This window comes from Aliirhizobium wenxiniae, from assembly GCF_014201355.1.
Classification (GTDB): Bacteria; Pseudomonadota; Alphaproteobacteria; order Rhizobiales; family Rhizobiaceae; genus Neorhizobium; species Neorhizobium wenxiniae.
In genome coordinates this window covers 35452-56524 of the sequence record NZ_JACHEG010000015.1, presented here as the reverse complement: position 1 = coordinate 56524, position 21073 = coordinate 35452, and the positions used below count along the sequence as shown (strand labels likewise).

The window sequence follows — 21073 nt, the reverse complement described above, 5'->3', positions numbered from 1 at the left end:
CCATGTCAAAAACGGTCTTGGGCATCTACGATCTTAGCGAAGCGAGCTTTTCGACAGGAGCTTGCCTGACACTGAGTGATGGCCCGCTCGAACTCGGATGGCGACACTCCGGCCTGACGTCGGACTTTATCGCCGAGGCGATGTCGCTGCCCTTCGCGGCGTCGAAAACGCTTCACGCCAATATTCATCACAGCATCGGATATCTCAGCAACGAGCTGATCGAGAATGCCGTGAAATTCCGCCAGCCCGGCAATATCATCATCGAGTCCTGCATAGCTCTCGACGTTTTCATGATGCGGGTGCGAAATGAAATCGATACCGATACATCCGCACGGTTCCAGTTGATCCTGGCAAAAATGCTTTCGGCTGAACCGGGCGAACTTCTTATTCAGCAGATCGAAGAGAATGCGGCATCCGATGCCACCGGATCAGGATTGGGCTTGCTGACGCTTCTGGCCGACTATGATGCGCGCCTGGCATGGGTGTTCGAGACTTCCGGCAAGGATCGCGTTACGCTTACCACGACCGCCTCTCTTGCGTTACCACTGTCTTCAAACGGGTGAACTGCAGATGGAAATCAGGGATGAGAACTTTCGAATCTGGGCCGAAAACGAATGTGTCTATTTCGACGGCGTTTTGCGGCTGGCCGGGCCGGATGCCTATGCACCGATCTATTCGCTCGCGGCGGCGGCGCTTCACGAGAATAACGGCCGGGTGATATTCGATCTGACTGGCTTGGAGTTCTTGAACTCTTCGGGGATCAATCTTCTGGCGAAGCTGACGATAGAAGCGCGCAAGCAATCGGATGTTCAACTGGTGATAAGAGGCACGGCCCAGTACCCTTGGCAGTCCAAGTCGCTGCCGAACCTGAAAAAACTCTTTCCCCAGCTGGATCTGCAGCTGGCCTGACGGAGCCTCGCCCACGTCCTTTCAGGTGTCTGCCACAAGACAGGTCGAACGGCACCTGCGATGACGTTTATCGCGACCGCTGCAAGGATCAAAGATTACGGGCAATGACCATGCGCTGTATGTCACTGGTCCCTTCGTAATTCCGGCATATGCGTACGTCCCGATAGATACGTTTGACCGGATAGTCGGCCATATAGCCGTAACCGCCATGGATCTGGATCGCATCGGAACAGAAACGCTCCGCCATTTCCGAGGCGAAGAGTTTGGCCATCGAAGCCTCGGACAGACATGGCAAGGCGGAAGGCTACGGCCTGATGCTCGATGATTGCCTTGCCGAAGGCCTTTCGCTCACGGGCATAATCGCGCGCAGCCTCGAACGCTGCCTGTGCCATGCCGACAGCCTGGGCGGCAATCCCGATCCGGCCACCTTCAAGAGTGGCGAGCGCGATGCGATAGCCCTCGCCTTCCTCTCCAAGTCTGAGTTCCGCCGGTATGCGCATTTCGTTGAAAGCGATCTGGCAGGTGTCCGATGCACGGAGGCCGAGCTTTTCCTCGACACGGATCACCTCATAACCTGGCGTATCGGTCGGGACGATGAAGGCGGTGATGCCCTTCTTGCCGGCGTCAGGATCAGTTACGGCGAAGACGATGATCATCTGCCCGTTCTTGCCCGAGGTGATGAACTGTTTCGCGCCGTCGATGACGTAATGGTCGCCATCACGCCGCGCGCGCGTCTTCAGGTTGATGCGTCCAAGCCTGCCTGCGGTTCGGTGAGCGCAAAACTGCCGATCCATTCGCCTGGTGCCAGGCGCGGCAGAAAGCGCTCCTTCTGTTCTTCGTTGCCGAATTTGAGGTCGGCACGCATCTGTCGTTTTGCATTTAACCGTAAGACTCCTGTCCTAACAATTTCAGCAGGATAGGCCGACACTTGATCTGAGACTTGGCATTTAATTTGAGATTCCGGCTTCGCCTTTTGCAGTTAATGTGAGATTCGCCGTTTGGCTCAAAATGGCTGCCTGTCATCGACCCGTCATGAAAAATTGTTGTTATTACAGAAAGTTATCGCCGGACCGGAAGACGTCCAGCACGAAAATCGTGTCGAATAGTCTCAAATTAAGTGCCATTGACAGCCGGAACGGGCGCATTCTTACGATTAAGTGCCAAGCGACACTCTTTTTGTTCCGTTGCCGGAAAAGAGCCAAGTAGGCTTCCGGAGGATAAATTAGGGCCGGCTGAAACGCCGATCTTCGAATCATCAAGCGAATCAGTCACCTAGCCACGCGGCGCGAAGTATTTGCCCCGAGTAATTTTTCAGTCGCTAAAGAGCGTCATCGCCGCGACGCGCAGCATCCCTGGATTCCGCTTTCCGTCGTTCGCGGGATTTGGCGGCCCTTTTTGCTTCTCTGAGCTCGTCGAGTGTCGGGTTCCACCATCCTCGGAGCCGCTCGTATTCCCCAGGCTCGGACCTCGCTGGCCAAGTATGGACGAGTTCATCAAGGGTAGAGGGTCGCCACCCGGCCCACACGTGCTCTTCAGTCGCGGCCGGATGATGTTCCGCGATCTCTTCCGGATCGACGATCTGGCCCGACACATCGGTGATGACGACGATCCCATACGCTGCTGTTGCCACCGGCCGGCAAAGTGGCGGGAAGTCGTCACTTGACACGGGCAGTCTCCGTTTCTTTCGTTCGGTCGCCCGGCGCTTGGCTCTGGCTTCCTCCTTTGTCCCCCTACGGGCCTCGGCACGCTTCCGGCGTTCTTCGGGCTCTGACCGTTTCGCAGCATCCTCGATCGCCTCCCAACGGTGCTGAAGATCGTCGTATGACGCAAACGGGATTTCCCAGACTTTGTCGTCACCATTCCATCGGGCGAATGGCACCTGACGCAGCTCATCGACAACCGTTCTGGAATTGGGCGTCCTTATGCGAAGACCACCGGCGAACACTTGGAGGTAGGGGCTCAGGATCGGCTCAAACTCGAAAGCATCGCGGCCGCGCTCCTCTTCGTAGGGTTTCCGGCGGTCGGCTTCCGTCGTGAGCCATCGGTCGATGCGCTTGCGAGCCGTCTTTCCGGGCACCGTCCAGGCCTGGAGGCGGTCGCTCCACCTGGCATTTGGGAACGTCTCCCTGAAACGCGCGACGGTCATCCGGTCGAACGTAAAGGTAACCGTCTCCTGCGGTGGGCGGTCTGCCTCGGCCTGTTCCTGGTGGTCATCGGTCATAGAATAAGAACGATCCGCCCGCTGTCGAGTTCTACTACGGCAGGGTCCTCTTCAGAAAAGACAGCGCCTTTTGAGCGCCGGTGCTGGAAATCGTGTGTCCGGTGCCCCGTTCGACATCCAGCTCGACTTTGAAGCCGGCTGATCCGAGCTGCGCGGCCGCGAGCCGCGAGGCCATGGGAGGGATGGTGGTGTCGTTCTCTCCATGGACCAGAAGGACGGGCGTCCCCTTGCTCGCCGGGGATACCGGCTGCGGCGGCAGGAGACCGGAGAACGCGACCAGCGCGCCAACCTTCCAGCGACCGGAGGCGACCGCGTCGAGTGCCATGATCGCGCCTTGGGAAACGCCAACGAAGGCGATCCTGTTCTGAGCGTCGGCGAAGCCTTCCCGCCGCACGGCATCCGTGATGAGCTCGTCGAAGGCTTGTCTCGCGGCGAGGATACGGGCCGGATCGAGCGGGTTCCCCTCCGTGGAAAACCACTGGTGTCCATAGCGATGATGCATCGGGGCATCCGGCGCGATGAAACGGGTCTCCGGAAGGTTGTTGCTCCAGGAGGACGCCAGCGGCATGAGCTGCGCACCGGTCGCACCGATGCCATGCAGGAAGATGATCAAGGATTTGTCAGGCAAATGGCTCTCGCTCTCAGGGGTAGAACAAACCGAGGGCGCTCGACCCGTCATGGGGAGCGACCTCGTTCACCCGGACGGCCGCGACCACGCGAAATGATTTCGCGGTGCGGCTATCGTTGATTTCGGGTGGTAGTCGCTAGATGAGGATTGAGAAGACGATCTTCAAGATCCGTCCAAGCGAGGCCTCGTCATCGCGAGAGACTTTTCGACCGGGCGTCGCGCGTGGCGACATTTCGGTCCGGCACGGTTCGGCTCGTTCACATAAGGAACTGAGGGAGCAGCTCGAACAGTCGCCAAAGCTTCTCGACCACGGACCCGACTACGTCCTGCATGGCATCATCGACTTCGTCATCGACGGCTATCTGCCCATGGTCGAGACGCTGGAGGACAAGGTGCTCGAAATGGAAAAGCACATGCTGATCTCGTTTCTGGAGCGCGAGCAGATCAGGCGGCTTTTCCGTATGCGACGCCAGGTCATCCGCTTCCAGCGTATCCTCGGTCCGATGGCCGAAGTCGTCGGGAAGCTGACAAACCTGGAACTGCCCTGTATCGATGAGAATGCGAAGGCCTATTTCCGGGATGTGCTCGACCATGTGCGGCGCGTCGAGTTCATGATCTCGGGCCTACGGGAAGTGATCACCTCCGTGTTCGAAGCCTCGAACCTTCTGGAACAGCAACGCCAGGGGACCATCACCCGCCAGCTTGCGGCCTGGGCGGCGATCCTCGCCGTGCCAACCGCGATCGCTGGCATCTATGGGATGAATTTCGAACACATGCCCGAGCTGAAAACGGAGTACGGCTACTATGTCGTGATCGCCGTCATTCTGACGCTCTGCGCGATCCTCTATTACCGGTTCAAGAAGACAGGATGGCTGTAGGATGATTGCGCACCTTTCCCTCACTTCAGCGCGCACTACCTGACGCTGCGGATGAACTGAAGCCTTAGGAGCTAAATTGGCCACCGGACTGATCGCATTGCTCGATGACGTTGCAGCCATCGCCAAGGCGGCTGCTGCTTCGCTCGACGACGTCGCGGCGCAGACTGCGAAAGCCAGTGTGAAGGCGGCGGGCGTCGTGATCGACGATACCGCCGTCACCCCGACCTATGTCGTCGGCCTGGCGCCCGCGCGTGAGCTTCCGATTATCGGCAAGATCGCGCTCGGATCCTCCTGCCGATCTGCCTCGTGCTTGGATATTTCGCGCCGTGGCTCATCACCCCCCTGCTGATGATCGGCGGCATATACCTGTGCTTTGAAGGCGCGGAGAAGCTTCACGAGGCGTTTTTCCCTCATGTTTCAGAGCACGGTTCAGCTCACGAGAAGGCACTCGACGCAACGGGTCTCGAAAACCAGAAGGTTGCTGGCGCAATTCGCACCGACTTTATCCTGTCGGCCGAGATCATGGCGCTGACGCTGGCGGGCGTCTCGACACTGAACATCTATTCGCAAGCCGGTGTGCTGGCGGCCGTCGGGATCCTGATCACCGCAGCAGTTTATGGTGTTGTGGCGCTCATCGTCAAAGCGGATGATATAGGACTGCACCTGACAAAGGCTGGCGGCCCTCTAGCGAAAGCCGTTGGGACCGCTCTCGTCAAAGGCGTACCCATTCTTTTGAAGGGGTTGGCTGTCGTCGGAACGGCGGCAATGCTTTGGGTGGGTGGGAGTATCATCGTGCACAGCTTGGCCGGCATGGGATGGCATCAGCCAGAGCATCTGATCGAAACGTTTGCATCGAGGGTCGAACAGATCGTGGTGGTTGCCCCACAAGTCACGATTTGGCTGGCCACATCCTTCGTTCAGTCAATTGTCGGGATCGTGATCGGCACAGCCGCGGTCATCCTCTTGTCCGTCTGGAAGCAGTTCGCTGGGCGCGCCGCGCCAGGTAGCCCAACTTAAAGCCGTCGTCTCCGCTCGTTTCGTTCATTGGGGTCGGTTCAAGGTTCCTTCCGAGATGATGGCGCTTGAATTTATACCAGTTGGCCCAGGGCGGAGCGTCTTCGCCCTTCGTACGTGTGTAATCGCTCTTGATGGGAGCTGAACCGTCAACGTGCTACTAGACTCCGTCAAGTGCCTGATAAAATGCCCATAAGTGAATTGGCAATTTGGAACAACAAGTCTGCAGGCTTGATCTAGTGGTTCGCGTTCTTCCTATGAGCAGTCACCGTGACTGCGGAAGCCTTTTTGCCGCGATTTGCCGTTTCGATCTGATAGCATATCGGCAGAGGGATTTTTCGCCGAGCTCGGGCGGTTTAATCGCATTGGCAGTAGGGATAGCGTCATCGATGAAAATTCCGGCTGTTCACCTTCAGCGTGTCGATATGAAGATCCGGAATTTATTCCAAGCGTGAGATGCCGAGCCCAATTCCCTAAAGCCCGATATTTCCGATAAGAGTCGCCTCGCGAGCTTGGCATGGTAACGGCAGTCTCTCAGCGCCAGAGCCCGCCGCCTACCTTTAGTAGTTGACAGACGAGATGCCCGATCTCATAACCATCGAATGGGGTTGCGATCACCCCACGAGGCTACGGCCGAAGTGTCGCGTCCACTGAGCCGATACAACGGAGGGACGCGTGATGCCGTCATATCTTGAAATATCTCCCGACAAACTGAGCCGAATTCTCGGCACTCCGAACGCGCCAATCCTGATTGACGTGCGGACGGACGAAGACTTTGCCCGCGATACTCGACTGTTGCCCGGCTCCATACGCCGCAGTCACGCCGATGTCGGCATCTGGGCGAAAAGTGTTCACGGCCCCGCCGTCATTGTCTGCCAGGGCGGGCGCAAGCTGAGCCATGGGGTTGCTGCCTACCTGCGCCATGAGGGCGTGGACTCTGAAGTGCTGGAGGTAGGCTTTGAGGCCTGGACCAGCTTTGGCGGGATTGCCGTACCGTCAGACAAGCTACCGCGAGATGACCAGGGTCGCACTCTGTGGGTGTCGCGCTCCCGGCCCAAAATCGACCGGATCGCCTGCCCGTGGCTGATCCGGCGTTTCGTCGATCCGTCCGCGGTCTTCCTGTTCGTTCCTGCATCCGATGTCGAACTTGTCGCCGACCGCTTCGCCGCGACGCCGTTCGACGTCGAGAACGTGTTCTGGTCTCATCGCGGCGAACTCTGCACGTTCGACGTGATGGTCGAGGAATTCGGTCTGGCTTCAGAGCCGGTGAACCGGCTGGCGACAATCGTGCGCGGTGCTGATACGGGTCGGCCGGACCTCGCGCCCGAGGTAGCAGGCCTTCTTGCTGCTTCGCTCGGGCTGTCGCGCATGTACAACGACGATCTCGAACAGTTGGATGCAGGCATGCTTCTATACGACGCCTTCTTCCGATGGTGCCGCGACGCGACCGGTGAGACGCACAACTGGCCAAGTTCCAAGGCGGGGCAGTGACATGGGGGCCTTCATTGATGAAGGCATCGGATCGTCCGGTGCGAGCACTCACGCGCTGCCATTCTCCGAGGCGGTTACGGTCTGGGCGCGGGTTGCGGCCTTGAGCTTTGGCGGTCCCGCCGGCCAGATCGCCGTCATGCAGAGGATCATCGTCGAGGAGAAGCGCTGGATCGGCGAAGAGCGGTTCCTCCACGCCCTGAACTACTGCACGCTGCTGCCGGGCCCAGAGGCCCAGCAGCTTGCAATCTATATCGGCTGGCTGCTGCACAAGACCAGGGGCGGACTCGTCGCCGGCACGCTGTTCGTCCTGCCCGGCGCGGTCGCGATCATGGCTTTGAGCTGGATCTATGCGATCTTCGGCAATGTCGGCCCGGTCCAAGCCCTGTTCTTCGGTCTGAAGGCGGCTGTCCTCGCCATTGTGCTCGGCGCCGTTCTTCGGATTGGCAGGAGATCGCTGAAGAACAACGTCATGAGTGGGCTGGCGGCGGCCTTCGTTGCACTCGCCTTCTTCCGGGCGCCGTTTCCTCTGGTGGTTGTAATCGCGGGCTTAATTGGCTTCGTTGGTGGCAAGGCAGGCTGGAGGGCCTTTTCCGGTGGAGGCGGACATGGAAAGTTCAGCGGCAAGCTGGTCGCGGACGCCGATAGTCTGCTCGGCGAGGGCGTACCGGAGCATTCACGTCCGAACGCAGTGTGGCTGCTGAAGGTGGCGGCCATCGGCGCGGTCGCATGGTTGGGGCCCATCGCTCTGTTATTCGTCTTCCTCGGACAACACAGTGTCTTCTCCGACATTTCGGTCTTCTTCTCGAAGATGGCGATGGTCACATTTGGCGGCGCCTACGCAGTTTTGTCCTACGTCGCTCAGGAAGCGGTGAACCACTACGGCTGGTTGAAGCCGGGAGAAATGCTCGACGGTCTCGGTCTTGCGGAAACGACGCCCGGTCCGCTGATCATGGTCACCCAATTCGTCGGTTTTATGGGCGCCTACCGTGCGCCGGGAGGGCTACTATCGCCGTTGCTTGCCGGAACGCTGGGCGGACTGCTGACCACTTGGGTGACGTTCGTCCCGTGCTTCCTATGGATCCTGCTTGGCGCGCCATTCATGGAATCCCTTCGCCGCAACAAGGCCCTGTCGGCTGCGCTCGCGGCGATCACCGCCGCGGTTGTCGGGATCATTCTCAACCTGGCCGTCTGGTTTGCGCTCCATGTCTTGTTCTCCGAAGTCCGAACAGTAAGTGGCTTCGGCATGACGGTCGACATCCCTGTGCTGAGTTCCGTCAACATCCCCTCACTCTTCCTGACAGTGGCCGCCGTCGTTGCGGTCTTTCGCTTCAAGATTGGCCTTCTGCCCGTGCTGGCCGCGAGCGCGCTGGCCGGTCTTGTCTATGGCCTCGCCTTTGGAGTTCATCCATGAACAAAAACCAGCCAAGAACTGCGATCATCCGGCACGACGACCATGAAGCACGGCGGCTGGCATGGTGCCGGACATGAGGGCCGACAGCGAGATTACTCGCTGTCTCGCCTCCGGCGGGACTACGAAGCCAAGTTGTCGGACCATCTCCAGACGATTTAAGGTCTTTCGACAGTAACGGAATCTGCACTTCGCGCATTTGGAGCGTCACAGACGGCCTCAATATTATTTCCGTCAGGATCGAGTACAAAAGCCGCGTAGTACCTGTCGTGATAGGGGCGAAGACCAGGCGCTCCGTTTGAAGTGCCACCCGCTTGGATTGCGCGGCTATAGAAGGCGTCAACTTCGTCTCGAGAGCGCGCTTGGAAGGCGAGATGGATCCGGGACACATAATCCTCGGCTGCGTCCACATAGATTTCGTCAATTGTGAAGTGATCCGCCGCGTCTTTAAAAACGTCACCGAGGTGAAGAGCGTCGCAGACGGCGCTATAGAACGTTCGGCTGGCCGCGAGATCGGCGACCCTCAAATGCACATGATCGATGACACGGCCCAGATGATAAGTCATTGCTCTCCTGCTTTCGTTGATGTGGCTTGAAACACCTTGCAACAATTTTGCTAGCCAAACTTTCTAAAACCCCCGCGACTTTTAGTAACGCATTCGGCGAGCATAAAGCGCCGGATTTATATGCTGGCTTGTGTAGGGCTTCCCCCCTAGCAATAGGAGATCTGGTCTTTGACCGAGCACGTTTATAAGAAAGTTGAGTTGGTCGGCACCTCAATGACCTCGGTGACCGACGCCATCGAGAAAGCGATCGCAAAAGCTTCCGTGACGATCAAGAACCTTGACTGGTTCGAGGTTGGACAGATCAGAGGGCACATCGTTGATGGAGCGGTGGCGCACTACCAGGTCGAGATCAAGGCTGGTTTCAAAGTCGAAGACTAAGCACATTTTGACACATACTGTCGCCAACGGGCCGGGACAAGACCTCGTCCCGCCTCGCGCGGCCCCTTCAGGAGGATGATATGAATATTGGGATTATTGGTGCAGGCCATATCGGCGGTTCGCTCACGCGACGTCTGACCGACGCAGGCCATACAGTGTTCATCGCAAATTCCAGAGGCCCGGAGACCCTGGCTGATCTTGCGTCGGAAACGGGTGCCACGGCCGTTACGGCAAAGGAGGCTGCCCGCTCAGGAGAGATTGTAATCGTTACGATCCCACAAAACCGGGTTCCTGATTTGCCGCATGACCTGTTTGAAGGCGTTGACCTGAGCGTTGTGGTCGTCGATACGGGTAACTACTACCCCCGCGAACGGGATGGTAAGATTGCCGCGATTGAAGACGGATTACCGGAAAGCCAATGGGTAGAGACGCAGCTTAATCGTCCGGTATTAAAAGCATTCAACAATATCAATTGGAAGAACCTTTTGAACGACGGCAGACCGGCCGGCGCGCCCGGCCGGATTGCACTCCCGGTCTCTGGCGACGATGCCGCTAGCAAGGCAAAGCTATTCAAGGTTATCGACGATATCGGCTTCGATGTCGTAGACGTGGGCAGCTTGGCGGAGTCGTGGCGCCAGCAACCGGATACGCCGGTTTACGGCACGAACCTCGATCTGGAAGGCGTCAAGCGGGAACTTTCTGAAGCCAGCCCTGTTCGAAAGCCCGAATGGTTTGCTGTTTGATTGTGGGGCTCGTAGATCGAGCTGCGCCATGACAGGAAAAGCTGACACCATAGCCTTGCCGGAACCAACGGGCATTGGCATCGCTTTCATCAATCTTGGTTCACTTCTGGCATAGACGGTGCAGATTGCCGGCTACCCAACCCTTCGCACTGTCCTTGGCGCATGGCGATTATTCTGCGTTGACTATCGGCATGGTGTTTTCCTTCCAATGGGCGGTCGTTCTTTTCCTGGCACCTGCTGTGCCATTTGATCATGGACTGGGTCGGCATCAAGCAGACGTGTCAGATCGGAGCCTTAATTTCTCTCGCGTCGGTTTGCGCAGCACAACCATCAAGGCTCGACGAAGCGTCAGCATCGTAAGGCACAGCCAGACGAGTCCGACCAGCCTATCGAGACGCCAAATGCGCGCACTTATCCGATGGTCCTCTTTCCTCGGGCTTACGAATCGTCATTTATTGAACTTTCATTCGCCGCCGGTACCCAAAGCCTTCTCGAACGCAAGCCGGCCCGGCCCTTCCAGCCAGGACTTGAAGGACCACTGGTCTGGATTAATTTCCCGCAAGCTGGCGAGGTCGGCATTTCCTGCCAGTCGTCCGTCATCGACCAGCGCGGTCAGCTTTTGAAGGAAAGGGTTGGCCTCCAGAACCTCGTTAGAGAAACGAGAGTAAGGGATGTGCCGCCCTGCCAATTCAGAGAACAGCTCTTCGAGTTTGGTACCCGTCACGACATCGCTGGCGATCTCAAAAGTCTGCCCGCTGAATTCCTTAGGGTTGGCGAATATCGCCGCAACGATCTTGCCGATATCTTCAACCGCCAGGACCTGCATGACCTTGTCTGGCTGCATGAAGAACGTAAAACCTCCTTGATCGAGCCCGAAACCGGGCATGAGCAGAAGTTCCATGAAGGTTGCGGGGCGCACGATAGTCGATGTGATCGGAAGGGATCGGATATGCCGCTCTATTTGAGCCTTGGTGTCATAATGCGCGACGCCCGTCGGCTGGTCGCCCGCAGCGCTGCCCGACGTGTAAACGAGATGTTTTGCGCCAGCCTCAACCGCGAGATCGGCCACAACCGTCCCATAGCGCACCTCGTCCTCATCGGTGATGATGCCGCCGGGCGAACTGGGCTGGACGCTGAACACCCCATATGCACCCCTCATTGCAGTGCGCATGGATGCGACGTCGTCAAAGTTCCCTTCTAGAAGTTCGGCGCCAGCATTTCCAAGTGCTTCAGACTGCGGCGACCTGAGGTCCCGCACCATTGCCCTCACCGCCCAGCCGGCATTCATAAGTGCTGCGGCAACCGATCCGCCCTGCTGCCCGGTCGCGCCAAAAACTAGGATAGGACTGTTATCAACAGACATTTCAAACCCTCGTGTTGAACAAGGGTTACCTATATATACCCTAGAAATGTCAGCGGAAGACGGCACATTTTCCAGCCTGAGGCACAGGAGTGATACGATTGCAAAAGCAGATTCACGGTCGCCCCTACGAGGAGCGGAACAACAAGCCACATTTCACGCCCTGCGCTCCTAATGCCGTCCTGGCGCGACTCGGCGACAAATGGACGATCCTCGTAATGTCGCACCTCGCCCTAGCCCCGGGTCATCGGCTGCGGTTTTCCGAACTGAAAAACGGTATCGATGGGATCACACAACGCATGCTGACGCTGACCCTGCGCAATCTGGAGCGAGATGGATTGCTAGAGCGCGACTATTTCCCCGAGGTGCCGCCACGGGTCGAATATCATCTGACCGAGATGGGGGCGAGCATGCTGCCGGCGCTGGAGGGATTTACGTCCTGGATCCGAAATAACTGGCCGAACATCGAGGCATGCCGTGCGCGTTACGATCAACGAAATGCCTAAAGGCTGACGATATCCCGACCGCATTTAAGAAGTGATGCGGAGCATAACAGTAGCAGAAGACGAGCGTTGCAGGCTGCTTCTGCTCGGTAGAGCAATGAACCGCCGGGAAAGAAACTCGACGGTTCGGATGGTGATTGCGGATGAAATCAGGAAATTGCGGAATCTACCGCTCCTACTATCGACGGGTCACGTTTCGGAACCCACTGGCGGAATGATCCGATCGGTGCGCAAGCGCTCGAACAGATCAAAGAACGCATCATCCGTCGACTGGTAATCGAGAAAGCCGAGTTTCCGGCTTTTCGACATATCTGTCACTACCTCGATCGGTCGTCCGAGGTCAGCATCTGTATGCCACGGTGAAGCCAGGCGGGAGAGATCACTTTCCGCCAGCTCATACCTCCCGGCGATATTACGCCAAATCTCGGCATCATTGGCCATCTGCTCCTGCAGCGGTCTTACCTGACCATCGAACGCCATAGGCTCGATCCCGAACCACTGCGCGATCCGCGTCCACATCCAGCTCCACCGGAAAATATCTCCGTTGACGACGTTGAAGTCCTTGTTCGCCGCATCAGGCGTGGTGGATGCCCAGAGCATATGTCGACCCAGGAGACGCGCGTCTGTCATATCGGTAAGACTGTCCCATTGGGCTGCCACTCCGGGGAAATGGAAAGGCCGGCCTGTCTCCTTGCAGATCGTTGCGTAGACGGCCAATGTGGTGCCCATGTTCATGGCATTGCCAACCGCTTTGCCGACGACCGTGTGGGGGCGATGGATACTCCAGTTGAAGCCATCTTTCTCCGACGCTGCAAAAACCTCGTCTTCCTGGGCGTAGTAGAAATTGTCGACCTCGAGCCTACCTTGCTCTTCGCGGAATGGCGTCTGCGGCAGCGCACCTTTTCCGTAGGCTTCGAACGGGCCAAGATAGTGCTTCAGACCGGTGACCAGCGCGACGTGCCGCACCGATCCGGCGGGGCGCAGGGCGTCGAGGAGGTTTTTCACCATCGCCGAATTGACACGGATGTTTTCCGCCTCAGTTGGCTGCCGCAGCCAACTTGAGAAAAACAAGTGTGACGGATCGAGGCCCGCGAGCGCATCTGCCAGGCCGGCGGGATCCAGCAGATCGGCAACAACGGGAAACGTGCTCCCTCGCTGCGGGGCCTTGCGCGCCAAACCCCAAACTTTCCAGCCGCCATTGTGTAGAACGTCCGCCGCAGCGCTGCCGATAATACCGCTCGCACCAACGATCAATGCTTCCTTCGTCATATTTGCTCCTTTGCCACAGCATCTGATCTAGGCCGGGTGCCCGCGATACGCTAGAAGGCACCCGAGCGGGACATAGACACCCAGAGGTAACCACCATGCGGGCAGGATCACCGGACAGCGAATGGCGCGGGGACTGCGCTCCACGCCGCGTGCTTGAAATTTTTTCGAGCAAATGGACGAGCATGATTCTTCATGTGCTCGATACGAGGCTAGGTGGTTGCGCCCGCACCGGCGTGCTCCAGCGGAGCCTTCCCGGGATATCGAAGAAGATGCTCACGCAAACGCTTTGCGACATGGAAACCGATGGGCTGGTAACGCGACGCGTTTATGGCACAGTCCCACCAGCAGTTGATTATACGCTGACCCCGCTCGGTAAGCGCTTCGTTGAGCCGCTGGAGCTCTTATATGGCTGGGGTAGAAAAAATTCGGATGCCTTAGACGAGCTGGCACTCAATCGGGGGATGTAAAGGCCACCTGGCAAGAGCTCAATGCGCCATACTTCACCTTGAACGGACCCGAACCGTCGACCCTGCAACTAGACCAGAGCTATCGCACCGAAATCCTTATCGAGGGACGACGGTTCGTCTTACCGTGGTTCCGGGGCCGCTAGGTGACTAGCACCTAGTAGCCAAGAGAGGAGATCGGAAGAGCGTTAGAGACCGTGAGATTGAGGACAGCCGCGTCTAACAGTGCGCTCGCGCGACTGTCCTTCTCAACCCTTCGACACTCTCATCGCCCCGACATCCCCGAAATGCGTTGAACGGCCGCGATTTGATCCGCAGCGATGTCGACCGAGACCTCAATGTCGCCGTCGAGGGCGCCATCATGGCGGGTCCCATCGGCGTGCGAGGCGTCTCCGCCGGATGCGCGCGAACCGGATGTGTTTTCGGCCGTGGCCGACTGTACGAAGATGTCGGGCCGCGACACGCCCTGCTGTTGAACGAGATGCTCGACCGCCAGGTCGGCTGCCTCACGCGTTGAGAAACTCGCGCGGATGGTAACGGTGCTGTCGTCTGCCATGATGATCTCCTTTGGCTTTGATGAACGTGAAACTCTCAGGGTGCGCCGTTGTTGCGAAGTTTTCTGTCTTCTCCCCGGCGAGCGGCCCGCCGGATTGGTCGAAGCTCTTCTATGGTCGGCTGCCACCACTCGGCGCCTTCCGCGTGTGCTACCTTTGCAGGCCATGTGCGTACGAGTTCGTCCAACCTCGGCTTGCGCCACAGCCCCCAGACATGATCTTCCGTGACACCCCGATAGAATTCTGCCATCGCCTCTGGATCGACAAGTTCCCCGGTGATCTCAGTGAAGATCACCAGGCCATATTGAATGCCGACGACACGGTCCAAAGGAGGAAGGTCGTCGCTTGCGAGAGGGTATCGCCGCCTTTTCCGCTCAGCCGAGCGTCGTTTCGACTTCGCCTCCTCTTCCGAGCCTTTCCGGGCTTCAGCTCGACGTCGCCGTTCCTCAGGCTCATTCCTTCTCGCCGCCTCCTCGATTGCCGGCCAGTGGCTGCGGAGCTCTTGATATGAACGGTAGGGGACGTGCCAGATCTTCTGATCGCGGTCCCACCGCGAATAGGGGATCTCGCGCAGTTCGTCGATGACCGTGCGCGAATAAGGCGTCCTGATCAGGAAGCCCCCTTTTCCGAGCGCAAGATAGCAGCTCTCGATCGGGTCGAACTCGAATGCATCCCTTCCCTTTGCGTCGGCGAACGCATCGGCCTCTGCTTCGAGTTCAGCAAGCCACCGCCCGACACGTCGTGCGGCAGTCTTGCCTGGCACGAACCATGCCTTCCGGGTGTCGCTCCACCGCGCCCTGGGGAAACGCGTCCGAAATTGCTCGACAGTCATGCGGTCGAACGGAAAGGACACCGTCTCTCCTGGCGCGGCTTCGAGATTCTCCGTTGTTTGCTCGTCGCTCATACTGTGGCAACGGCCAAGCTGAGCGACAGTTTCCATCGTCAGCGAAAAGCCGAGCCGCTTACGGTGTTGGCTGAAACTAAATCACGGCTGGACGCTTCTCATTGTCGAGGTTCCAGGCCGTGTCAACCGGACGTGGCAGGGATGACGAACGCGATGGTTTTTCCGGTTTCTCATCGTGGCCAACGAAACGGCAGTCGAGCGTCCAACCTGTCCGGCCGGGCCTCATCCCGCCCTCATAGGTGGCGGAAGTCGGAATTGTACCGGGGACTGGCATGGCCAACGACAAGCTCTCGACCTCCAAGCAGAAACGCGATTTTCAAAAAACGCAGGAGCCGAGCGGCGCAGCGAAGCTGAAGGCGTCCAACCGCAGGCGCTTCGTCATTCAGAAACATGACGCAGCGCGGCTGCATTACGACTTGCGGCTCGAACTTGATGGCGTTTTCAAGTCCTGGGCTGTCACCAAGGGACCGTCGTTTGATCCGCACGACAAGCGCTTGGCTGTCGAGGTCGAAGACCATCCGTTGGACTATGGCGACTTCGAGGGGACTATTCCGAAAGGCCAATATGGCGGCGGGACTGTCATGCTCTGGGATCGCGGGTACTGGGAGCCGGAAGGCAACAAGACGCCCGAGCAGGCCCTCGCCAAAGGGGATTTCAAGTTCACACTGGAGGGAGAGCGGCTGCATGGCAGCTTCGTGCTGGTGCGGATGCGCAATGACCGCTACGGGGGCAAGCGGACGAACTGGCTGCTGATCAAGCATCATGACGACTTCTCAGTCGAGGAGAATGGTGCTGCGGTCCTTGAGGACAACGCGACGTCCATCGCCTCCGGCCGAACCATGGAGGCGATTGCTGCCGGCAAGGGGAGGAAGCCAAAACCCTTCATGGTCCAGAGCGGCGACGTTCAGGCGGATGCCGTCTGGGACAGCAACCACGGCCTTGCTGCTGAAGAACGCAAAGCCGAAACGAAGACGAAAAGAAAATCCGCCCCAGCCAAAGCTGCCAAGCCAGCGAAGTCCGCGATGCCCGACTTCATCGCGCCGCAGCTTTGCGAAACGCTGGAACGGCCGCCCTCGGCCGACGGCTGGATCCACGAGATCAAGTTCGACGGCTACCGCATCCAGGCGCGCATCGAAAACGGCGAGGTGACGCTGAAGACCCGCAAGGGCCTGGACTGGACGGCAAAATATCCGGCGATCGCGACGTCGGCTGCAAACTTGCCTGACGCCATGATCGATGGCGAGATTTGCGCGCTCGACGAAAACGGTGCGCCGGACTTTGCCGCACTCCAAGCGGCGCTGTCGGAAGGCAAGACCGACGCATTGGTCTACTTTGCCTTCGACTTGCTGTTCGAGGGCAATGAGGATCTGCGACAACTGCCGCTGACCACACGAAAGGAGCGACTGCAGAAGCTACTGGATGACGCCGGTGAGGATCCACGTCTGCGTTTCGTCGAGCATTTCGAAACCGGGGGCGACGCCGTCCTCAAATCGGCCTGCAAGCTCTCGCTGGAAGGTATAGTCTCCAAGCAGGCGGATGCGCCCTATCTATCGGGCCGCACCGAGACCTGGGCGAAGTCCAAATGTCGCGCCGGCCATGAAGTCGTAATCGGCGCCTATGCCAAGACCAACGGCAAGTTCCGCTCGCTGTTGGTGGGAGTCAACCGCGGTGTTCACTTCGTCTATGTCGGTCGCGTTGGTACTGGTTATGGCGCCAAGACGGTCGACACGATCTTGCCGAGGCTCCAGGAACTGGAAACCTCAAAGTCGCCCTTTACCGGAATTGGCGCTCCGAAGAAGGATCCCAACATCGTCTGGGTCAAACCCGAACTGGTTGCCGAGATCCAGTTCGCAGGCTGGACTGCGGACGGACTGGTCCGCCAGGCGGCTTTCAAGGGATTGCGCGAAGACAAGCCTGCACACGAAGTCGAGGCAGAAAAGCCGGCATCGCCGGCAAAGACCGAGACACCGATGCCGGCCACCACAAAGCCGTCAAGGCCGGCACGCGGCAAGAACGCCAAGGCCGAGGTGATGGGCGTAATGATCTCCAGCCCGGACAAGCCGCTGTGGCCGGACGCCAACGACGGAGAGCCGGTGACCAAAGAAGATCTCGCCCGCTACCATGAAGCGGTCGGTCCATGGTTGATCGACCATATCAAGGGGCGGCCATGCTCGATCATCCGGACGCCTGACGGCATTGGCGGCGAGCAGTTCTTCCAGCGGCATGCCATGCCGGGAACGTCGAACCTGCTGGAACTGGTCAAGGTGTTCGGCGACAAGAAACCCTATCTGCAGATCGATCGCGTCGAGGGCCTTGCCGCCATTGCCCAGATCGGCGGTGTTGAGCTGCATCCCTGGAATTGCGAACCGGGCCAGCCGGAGGTGCCAGGCCGCCTTGTCTTCGACCTCGATCCCGGTCCGAACGTGCCCTTCTCCACCGTGGTCGAAGCCGCCCGGGAAATGCGCGACCGGCTGGAGGAACTCGGCCTCGTCACCGATCTCGACGTCTATAAGCCGGAGCGCTGGCGGGATGACGCCCTGTTTCGGCCTGAGGTTCGCGCGGCTTATGCCGAACTCATCGCCATGGGCTGGACGGATGCCATCCGGCTGCTGCACCCGGAGGAGCGAATCTATACGTTCTGGAAGTATTTCCGCAACGCCTTCGCTCGCGACGCCGGGCTGCGCATCGATCACTTCCTGCTGAGCCCATCGCTACGGGAAAGACTGCAGACCTGCAGCGTCGACAAGTTCGCGCGAGCCTGGGAGCACACCAGCGATCACGCGCCGGTCTGGATTGAACTGGATGATGAATAGCATATCTCAGGGACACATTGGTGCGGTCGTTTCCGGGCTCGTCAACCATGGCGATGGCCGAGGGAGAAACAAAGGAGTGTCGGTATGCAAGATTTCGACGCCGTAGAGTTCGCAGACCGTCTGGCGGCGATGACGGACGAGGAAGTGTTTGGGCTGATGAAGAAGCTTGAGGAAGCAAGCGAGAGCATTCGTCCTGAAGATCGCGATGACAGCGTTGTGTTCGCCCAAATCGCAATGGTGGAGACGGCGATAGAGGATCGGTTTCCGGGCCAGCTTATGGCGCCATACAAGGATTGGCAGCAGCGCCGGGTCGGTGGCTGATCAGGAGGATTTTTGATGAGTGAGAGATCTGAAAATCAGGAACGACTGTTTCAGCAGTTGGATGATGCCGTCGCTGAGATCATCGATCGTTTCGCAAATGAGGGACACGGAACAGCGCGTGTCGTAGAGACGCTTCAGGACGTTCTGGCAAAGCGACAGCTCGCCTATGATCGCGACCCTGATCCCGCGGATGAACCGGTAGAAGAACCTGCCAACGAGTGGCCCGCAGCCGATAACCCGTCGAACGAAAACGGGGGGCGGAGACCATGAACAATACGGCAGACCATCCTGCCGCCGTCGAGGCAATAGGCAGTTTGACCCGGACGCAAGAAGAAGCGCTTCGAGCAATTGCTTTCTTCCGGCGACAGAGGAAAGTGGGCAGGGGTTGGCTGGTGGGTGACAAGCGGCTGTCCGAGGAGCTTGTCGAGCGACTGGAAAAGCCGGAACTAGTCGAGGAGAGCTTCATCCGCGGCGAACCGGTGCTGCAGTTGACCATTGTCGGACAAGCGATCAAGGCGCAGCTGCTTCAGTAATCTGTCTGCTCCGGCTTTGGATCCGTTGGAAAGACATCCACCTCACAATATGAAAGCCTAGCCGGCTGACGCTACTGACCAATGTTTTGATATAAAAATTGGTCAGTAGCGGCGGAGTTGCCATTGGTGACCAATTTTTGTATATAATTTTTGGACACAATGTAGGACAACCATGCCGGATCCCACGTCTGACACTTTGGATCGCATTCACCAAAGGATCGCCGACGCGGCGCCTTCGGGGGTTTGGTCGCGCTCCGATTTCCTGGATATCGCAACACCGAACGCCGTCGAAAAGGCGCTGCAGAGGCTGACCAATCGCGGCGACATCCGCCGCCCTCATCGTGGTCTTTACGACAAGCCAGCTCTCAGCCAACTGACCGGCAAGATGGTGTTTCCGCCACGGGCCTCATTCATCGATGCAATCGCGCGACGTGACAAGCTTCGTGTTTGCGTCGACGGCATGACGGCTGCCAATGATCTTGGCCTGACGACGGCCGTCCCCGCCAGGTCAACAATCTATGCGGACACATATCCCCGGACCATCGAGATCGAGGCCAATGCCGGCGACGCGGAGGCAACGAAGCCTGTAATCTACATCTTGGACTTCAAGCGCATTTCGGCAAAGACTGCTTTTTGGGCGGGCCGGCCGGCAATGCGAGTGATCCAAGCCCTCCACTGGTTTCGCGACGAGCGATCCAATCTGGAGACCGTTGTCGATGGTATCGTCCGCTACCTGGCCCGAAGCCATCATAGGCAGCCGATCGTCGAGGATCTGCGCGAAAACATCCACGCCATCCCAGCCTGGATGTACCAGGCTGTGGAGACCATAACCGCCGATCCGCCGCCCCAGGAAGACGGAAGCACTTCACCGAGCCGCGGGGGAATGGATGAACATGCGCCAGAGTTTCATTGATATCCTTCGCTCGACCGCTGACGAGCAGCGAGCACTGTTTTCCGCCGCTGCGTCCGCTCTGGAGACGCGAGCCGAGAATGTTGAGAAGGATCTATACGTCTGCTGGGTGCTGGACTTCCTGTTCAACCGCCGCAAGGCCGATACTATCGGCCTCTACTTTAAGGGCGGCACCAGTCTCAGCAAGGCATATGGCCTGATAAAGCGTTTTTCTGAAGACATCGACATTGGCATCTATAAAGCAGATCTAAAAGTTCCGCTGGAGGCCGATATCGCAGCCCTTCCCTCCGTCAATCAGCAGCAGAAGGCTCTGGCCGAGCAGGTGGATGAGGCAGCGCGCCATTATATGTCCGGGCCGCTCAAGAGTTTGCTCGGTGACGAAATCGCCGCGGTCGAGGGAGAGACAGGCCAATCGGGACATTTCTCGCTCGACTTCGGATGAGGTGCTCGATGTACTGGTTCTGGGATACAAAAGCGTCTTTGACACCAGCGGCGGTTATGTCGAGGCGGCAGTGCGCATCGAAGGCGGGGCACGCCCGGATCCAGTCCCGGCCGAGAAGCGAGAGATCATTCCATACGTTGCCTTGGAAATGAGAAAAGACAGTGACCTGACGGTCCAGAATGTAACGACCGTCAAGCCAGAGCGCACTTTTTGGGAGAAAGTTCTGATCCTTCACGCGATGACGGAGATGACGGAAAAACGGAGCATACAGAATAGTCCTGAGCTGAAAGTTCCAGACCTCAATCGATACTCGCGCCACTACTACGATGTTCAAATCTGGACGAATCCCGACTATGGCAAGGCCACTGCATCGATGCTCGAGCTCGCCGAAGCTTGCCGCCGGCATAAGGAGCTAATGTTTCGCGCGCCGGACCATCGATATGATCGAGCCGTGCCCGGTAGTTTTCGGCTGGTGCCCACCCCCGAGATGCGCAAGAAACTCGCATCCGACTACGAGAGAATGTCCGCCATGATCTTCGGGGCGGCGCCTGAATTTAGTTCTGTCATGGCCAGCATTGAAGAGTTGGAGACCTTTCTCAACTCAATCGCAGACAAACCCTCGTTATAAAAGGAAATGCGAGAGCTAGCCGATCGTGTCGCCTTGACCGGATTCAAACTCATGGACCCGGACAACGGCTTCTCTAAATTATTGAACGTACGGTAATTTGGGTGGCATAAACGCATTTGTTGGATAGCTTTCGACC

At 58.3% G+C, this 21073-nt stretch carries 18 protein-coding genes and 6 pseudogenes; 16 read left to right on the top strand and 8 right to left on the bottom strand.

Annotated features, from left to right (window positions below; all coding sequences use genetic code 11):
• Nucleotides 1-2 precede the first annotated feature (2 nt).
• On the top strand, nucleotides 3-563 hold the full coding sequence (locus tag HNQ72_RS29335; protein WP_183998060.1) for a slr1658 superfamily regulator: 561 nt from the start codon (nucleotides 3-5) through the stop codon (nucleotides 561-563).
• 7 nt (nucleotides 564-570) lie between these two features.
• Entirely contained in the window at nucleotides 571-909 is a 339-nt protein-coding gene (locus tag HNQ72_RS29330; protein WP_183998058.1) for a slr1659 superfamily regulator, read from the top strand.
• Nucleotides 910-997: 88 nt separating this feature from the next.
• On the opposite strand, the pseudogene HNQ72_RS29325 reads toward HNQ72_RS29330, so the two are convergent.
• From HNQ72_RS29325 to HNQ72_RS29315, 3 genes and pseudogenes are all read right to left on the bottom strand, one after another.
• Nucleotides 998-1762: pseudogene (locus tag HNQ72_RS29325) on the bottom strand (acyl-CoA dehydrogenase family protein); the annotation flags it as partial.
• A 465-nt stretch (nucleotides 1763-2227) separates the two neighbouring features.
• Nucleotides 2228-3130 carry a hypothetical protein gene (locus tag HNQ72_RS29320; protein ID WP_183998056.1) on the bottom strand — a complete coding sequence of 301 codons (903 nt, stop codon included), beginning with the start codon at nucleotides 3128-3130 and terminating at the stop codon, nucleotides 2228-2230.
• A gap of 34 nt (nucleotides 3131-3164) precedes the next feature.
• Nucleotides 3165-3758, bottom strand: a complete 594-nt coding sequence (locus HNQ72_RS29315) for an alpha/beta hydrolase (RefSeq protein WP_244654629.1) — start codon at nucleotides 3756-3758, stop codon at nucleotides 3165-3167.
• A gap of 230 nt (nucleotides 3759-3988) precedes the next feature.
• On the opposite strand from HNQ72_RS29315, the pseudogene HNQ72_RS29310 reads away from it, so the two are divergent.
• The 4 genes and pseudogenes from HNQ72_RS29310 to chrA form a co-directional block, all read left to right on the top strand.
• Nucleotides 3989-4636: pseudogene (locus tag HNQ72_RS29310) on the top strand (magnesium and cobalt transport protein CorA); the annotation flags it as partial.
• Between the two features lie 76 nt (nucleotides 4637-4712).
• Nucleotides 4713-5653, top strand: a pseudogene (locus HNQ72_RS29305) (DUF808 domain-containing protein).
• Between the two features lie 675 nt (nucleotides 5654-6328).
• The gene (locus HNQ72_RS29300) at nucleotides 6329-7141 is read left to right on the top strand and encodes a chromate resistance protein ChrB domain-containing protein (RefSeq protein WP_183998052.1); all 813 of its coding nucleotides are present in this window, start codon (nucleotides 6329-6331) and stop codon (nucleotides 7139-7141) included.
• A gap of 1 nt (nucleotide 7142) precedes the next feature.
• On the top strand, nucleotides 7143-8552 hold the full coding sequence (chrA, locus tag HNQ72_RS29295) for a chromate efflux transporter (RefSeq protein ID WP_183998050.1): 1410 nt from the start codon (nucleotides 7143-7145) through the stop codon (nucleotides 8550-8552).
• Between the two features lie 155 nt (nucleotides 8553-8707).
• On the opposite strand, the gene HNQ72_RS29290 is transcribed toward chrA, so the two are convergent.
• Nucleotides 8708-9115 (bottom strand): VOC family protein, encoded by a 408-nt coding sequence (locus HNQ72_RS29290; RefSeq protein WP_183998048.1) that lies wholly within the window; start codon nucleotides 9113-9115, stop codon nucleotides 8708-8710.
• Nucleotides 9116-9283: 168 nt separating this feature from the next.
• Between HNQ72_RS29290 and HNQ72_RS29285 the strand changes: the two genes are divergently transcribed.
• Complete coding sequence (locus tag HNQ72_RS29285; RefSeq protein WP_183998046.1) at nucleotides 9284-9493, top strand: dodecin; 210 nt, start codon at nucleotides 9284-9286, stop codon at nucleotides 9491-9493.
• 14 nt (nucleotides 9494-9507) lie between these two features.
• The gene (locus tag HNQ72_RS29280) at nucleotides 9508-10236 is read left to right on the top strand and encodes an NADPH-dependent F420 reductase (protein ID WP_425503164.1); all 729 of its coding nucleotides are present in this window, start codon (nucleotides 9508-9510) and stop codon (nucleotides 10234-10236) included.
• Between the two features lie 463 nt (nucleotides 10237-10699).
• Here HNQ72_RS29280 and HNQ72_RS29275 read toward each other — a convergent pair whose 3' ends face one another.
• Nucleotides 10700-11599, bottom strand: coding sequence for an NmrA/HSCARG family protein (locus HNQ72_RS29275; RefSeq protein WP_183998042.1), 900 nt, complete (start codon nucleotides 11597-11599; stop codon nucleotides 10700-10702).
• A 98-nt stretch (nucleotides 11600-11697) separates the two neighbouring features.
• On the opposite strand from HNQ72_RS29275, the gene HNQ72_RS29270 reads away from it, so the two are divergent.
• A complete protein-coding gene (locus HNQ72_RS29270) occupies nucleotides 11698-12102 on the top strand; it encodes a winged helix-turn-helix transcriptional regulator (protein ID WP_183998040.1) in 405 nt (134 codons plus the stop codon).
• Between the two features lie 186 nt (nucleotides 12103-12288).
• On the opposite strand, the gene HNQ72_RS29265 is transcribed toward HNQ72_RS29270, so the two are convergent.
• Complete coding sequence (locus tag HNQ72_RS29265) at nucleotides 12289-13368, bottom strand: SDR family oxidoreductase (protein WP_183998038.1); 1080 nt, start codon at nucleotides 13366-13368, stop codon at nucleotides 12289-12291.
• A 95-nt stretch (nucleotides 13369-13463) separates the two neighbouring features.
• On the opposite strand from HNQ72_RS29265, the gene HNQ72_RS29260 reads away from it, so the two are divergent.
• On the top strand, nucleotides 13464-13835 hold the full coding sequence (locus HNQ72_RS29260; RefSeq protein WP_183998036.1) for a winged helix-turn-helix transcriptional regulator: 372 nt from the start codon (nucleotides 13464-13466) through the stop codon (nucleotides 13833-13835).
• Between the two features lie 245 nt (nucleotides 13836-14080).
• Here the strand turns inward: HNQ72_RS29260 and HNQ72_RS29255 are convergent.
• Both HNQ72_RS29255 and HNQ72_RS29250 read right to left on the bottom strand, forming a co-directional pair.
• Nucleotides 14081-14388: pseudogene (locus HNQ72_RS29255) on the bottom strand (hypothetical protein).
• A gap of 35 nt (nucleotides 14389-14423) precedes the next feature.
• Nucleotides 14424-15290 (bottom strand): hypothetical protein, encoded by an 867-nt coding sequence (locus HNQ72_RS29250; protein ID WP_210319757.1) that lies wholly within the window; start codon nucleotides 15288-15290, stop codon nucleotides 14424-14426.
• Nucleotides 15291-15562: 272 nt separating this feature from the next.
• Here HNQ72_RS29250 and ligD point away from each other — a divergent pair.
• The 6 genes and pseudogenes from ligD to HNQ72_RS29220 form a co-directional block, all read left to right on the top strand.
• Nucleotides 15563-17785: pseudogene (gene ligD / locus HNQ72_RS29245) on the top strand (DNA ligase D); the annotation flags it as partial.
• Nucleotides 17786-18187: 402 nt separating this feature from the next.
• Nucleotides 18188-18424: a hypothetical protein gene (locus HNQ72_RS29240; RefSeq protein ID WP_183998030.1), complete on the top strand. Its 237-nt coding sequence runs from the start codon at nucleotides 18188-18190 to the stop codon at nucleotides 18422-18424.
• A gap of 15 nt (nucleotides 18425-18439) precedes the next feature.
• On the top strand, nucleotides 18440-18694 hold the full coding sequence (locus HNQ72_RS29235; RefSeq protein WP_183998028.1) for a hypothetical protein: 255 nt from the start codon (nucleotides 18440-18442) through the stop codon (nucleotides 18692-18694).
• Nucleotides 18691-18957, top strand: a complete 267-nt coding sequence (locus HNQ72_RS29230) for a hypothetical protein (RefSeq protein ID WP_183998026.1) — start codon at nucleotides 18691-18693, stop codon at nucleotides 18955-18957. The genes HNQ72_RS29235 and HNQ72_RS29230 overlap by 4 nt, the downstream gene beginning before the upstream one ends.
• A 172-nt stretch (nucleotides 18958-19129) precedes the next feature.
• Nucleotides 19130-19870: a DUF6088 family protein gene (locus HNQ72_RS29225; protein WP_183998024.1), complete on the top strand. Its 741-nt coding sequence runs from the start codon at nucleotides 19130-19132 to the stop codon at nucleotides 19868-19870.
• Nucleotides 19851-20937, top strand: a pseudogene (locus tag HNQ72_RS29220) (nucleotidyl transferase AbiEii/AbiGii toxin family protein). Before HNQ72_RS29225 ends, HNQ72_RS29220 begins: the two are co-directional and overlap by 20 nt.
• The last annotated feature ends 136 nt before the right edge of the window (nucleotides 20938-21073 follow it).

Excerpts from the sequence above, each read along its gene's own strand:
- HNQ72_RS29335 (WP_183998060.1), top strand. The coding sequence starts at position 3 with ATGTCAAAAACGGTCTTGGGCATCTACGATCTTAGCGAAGCGAGCTTT.
- HNQ72_RS29330 (WP_183998058.1), top strand. The coding sequence starts at position 571 with ATGGAAATCAGGGATGAGAACTTTCGAATCTGGGCCGAAAACGAATGT.
- HNQ72_RS29320 (WP_183998056.1), bottom strand. The coding sequence starts at position 3,130 with ATGACCGATGACCACCAGGAACAGGCCGAGGCAGACCGCCCACCGCAG.
- HNQ72_RS29300 (WP_183998052.1), top strand. The coding sequence starts at position 6,329 with ATGCCGTCATATCTTGAAATATCTCCCGACAAACTGAGCCGAATTCTC.
- chrA (WP_183998050.1), top strand. The coding sequence starts at position 7,143 with ATGGGGGCCTTCATTGATGAAGGCATCGGATCGTCCGGTGCGAGCACT.
- HNQ72_RS29290 (WP_183998048.1), bottom strand. The coding sequence starts at position 9,115 with ATGACTTATCATCTGGGCCGTGTCATCGATCATGTGCATTTGAGGGTC.
- HNQ72_RS29275 (WP_183998042.1), bottom strand. The coding sequence starts at position 11,599 with ATGTCTGTTGATAACAGTCCTATCCTAGTTTTTGGCGCGACCGGGCAG.
- HNQ72_RS29265 (WP_183998038.1), bottom strand. The coding sequence starts at position 13,368 with ATGACGAAGGAAGCATTGATCGTTGGTGCGAGCGGTATTATCGGCAGC.
- HNQ72_RS29260 (WP_183998036.1), top strand. The coding sequence starts at position 13,464 with ATGCGGGCAGGATCACCGGACAGCGAATGGCGCGGGGACTGCGCTCCA.
- HNQ72_RS29250 (WP_210319757.1), bottom strand. The coding sequence starts at position 15,290 with ATGAGCGACGAGCAAACAACGGAGAATCTCGAAGCCGCGCCAGGAGAG.
- HNQ72_RS29240 (WP_183998030.1), top strand. The coding sequence starts at position 18,188 with ATGCAAGATTTCGACGCCGTAGAGTTCGCAGACCGTCTGGCGGCGATG.
- HNQ72_RS29235 (WP_183998028.1), top strand. The coding sequence starts at position 18,440 with ATGAGTGAGAGATCTGAAAATCAGGAACGACTGTTTCAGCAGTTGGAT.
- HNQ72_RS29230 (WP_183998026.1), top strand. The coding sequence starts at position 18,691 with ATGAACAATACGGCAGACCATCCTGCCGCCGTCGAGGCAATAGGCAGT.
- HNQ72_RS29225 (WP_183998024.1), top strand. The coding sequence starts at position 19,130 with ATGCCGGATCCCACGTCTGACACTTTGGATCGCATTCACCAAAGGATC.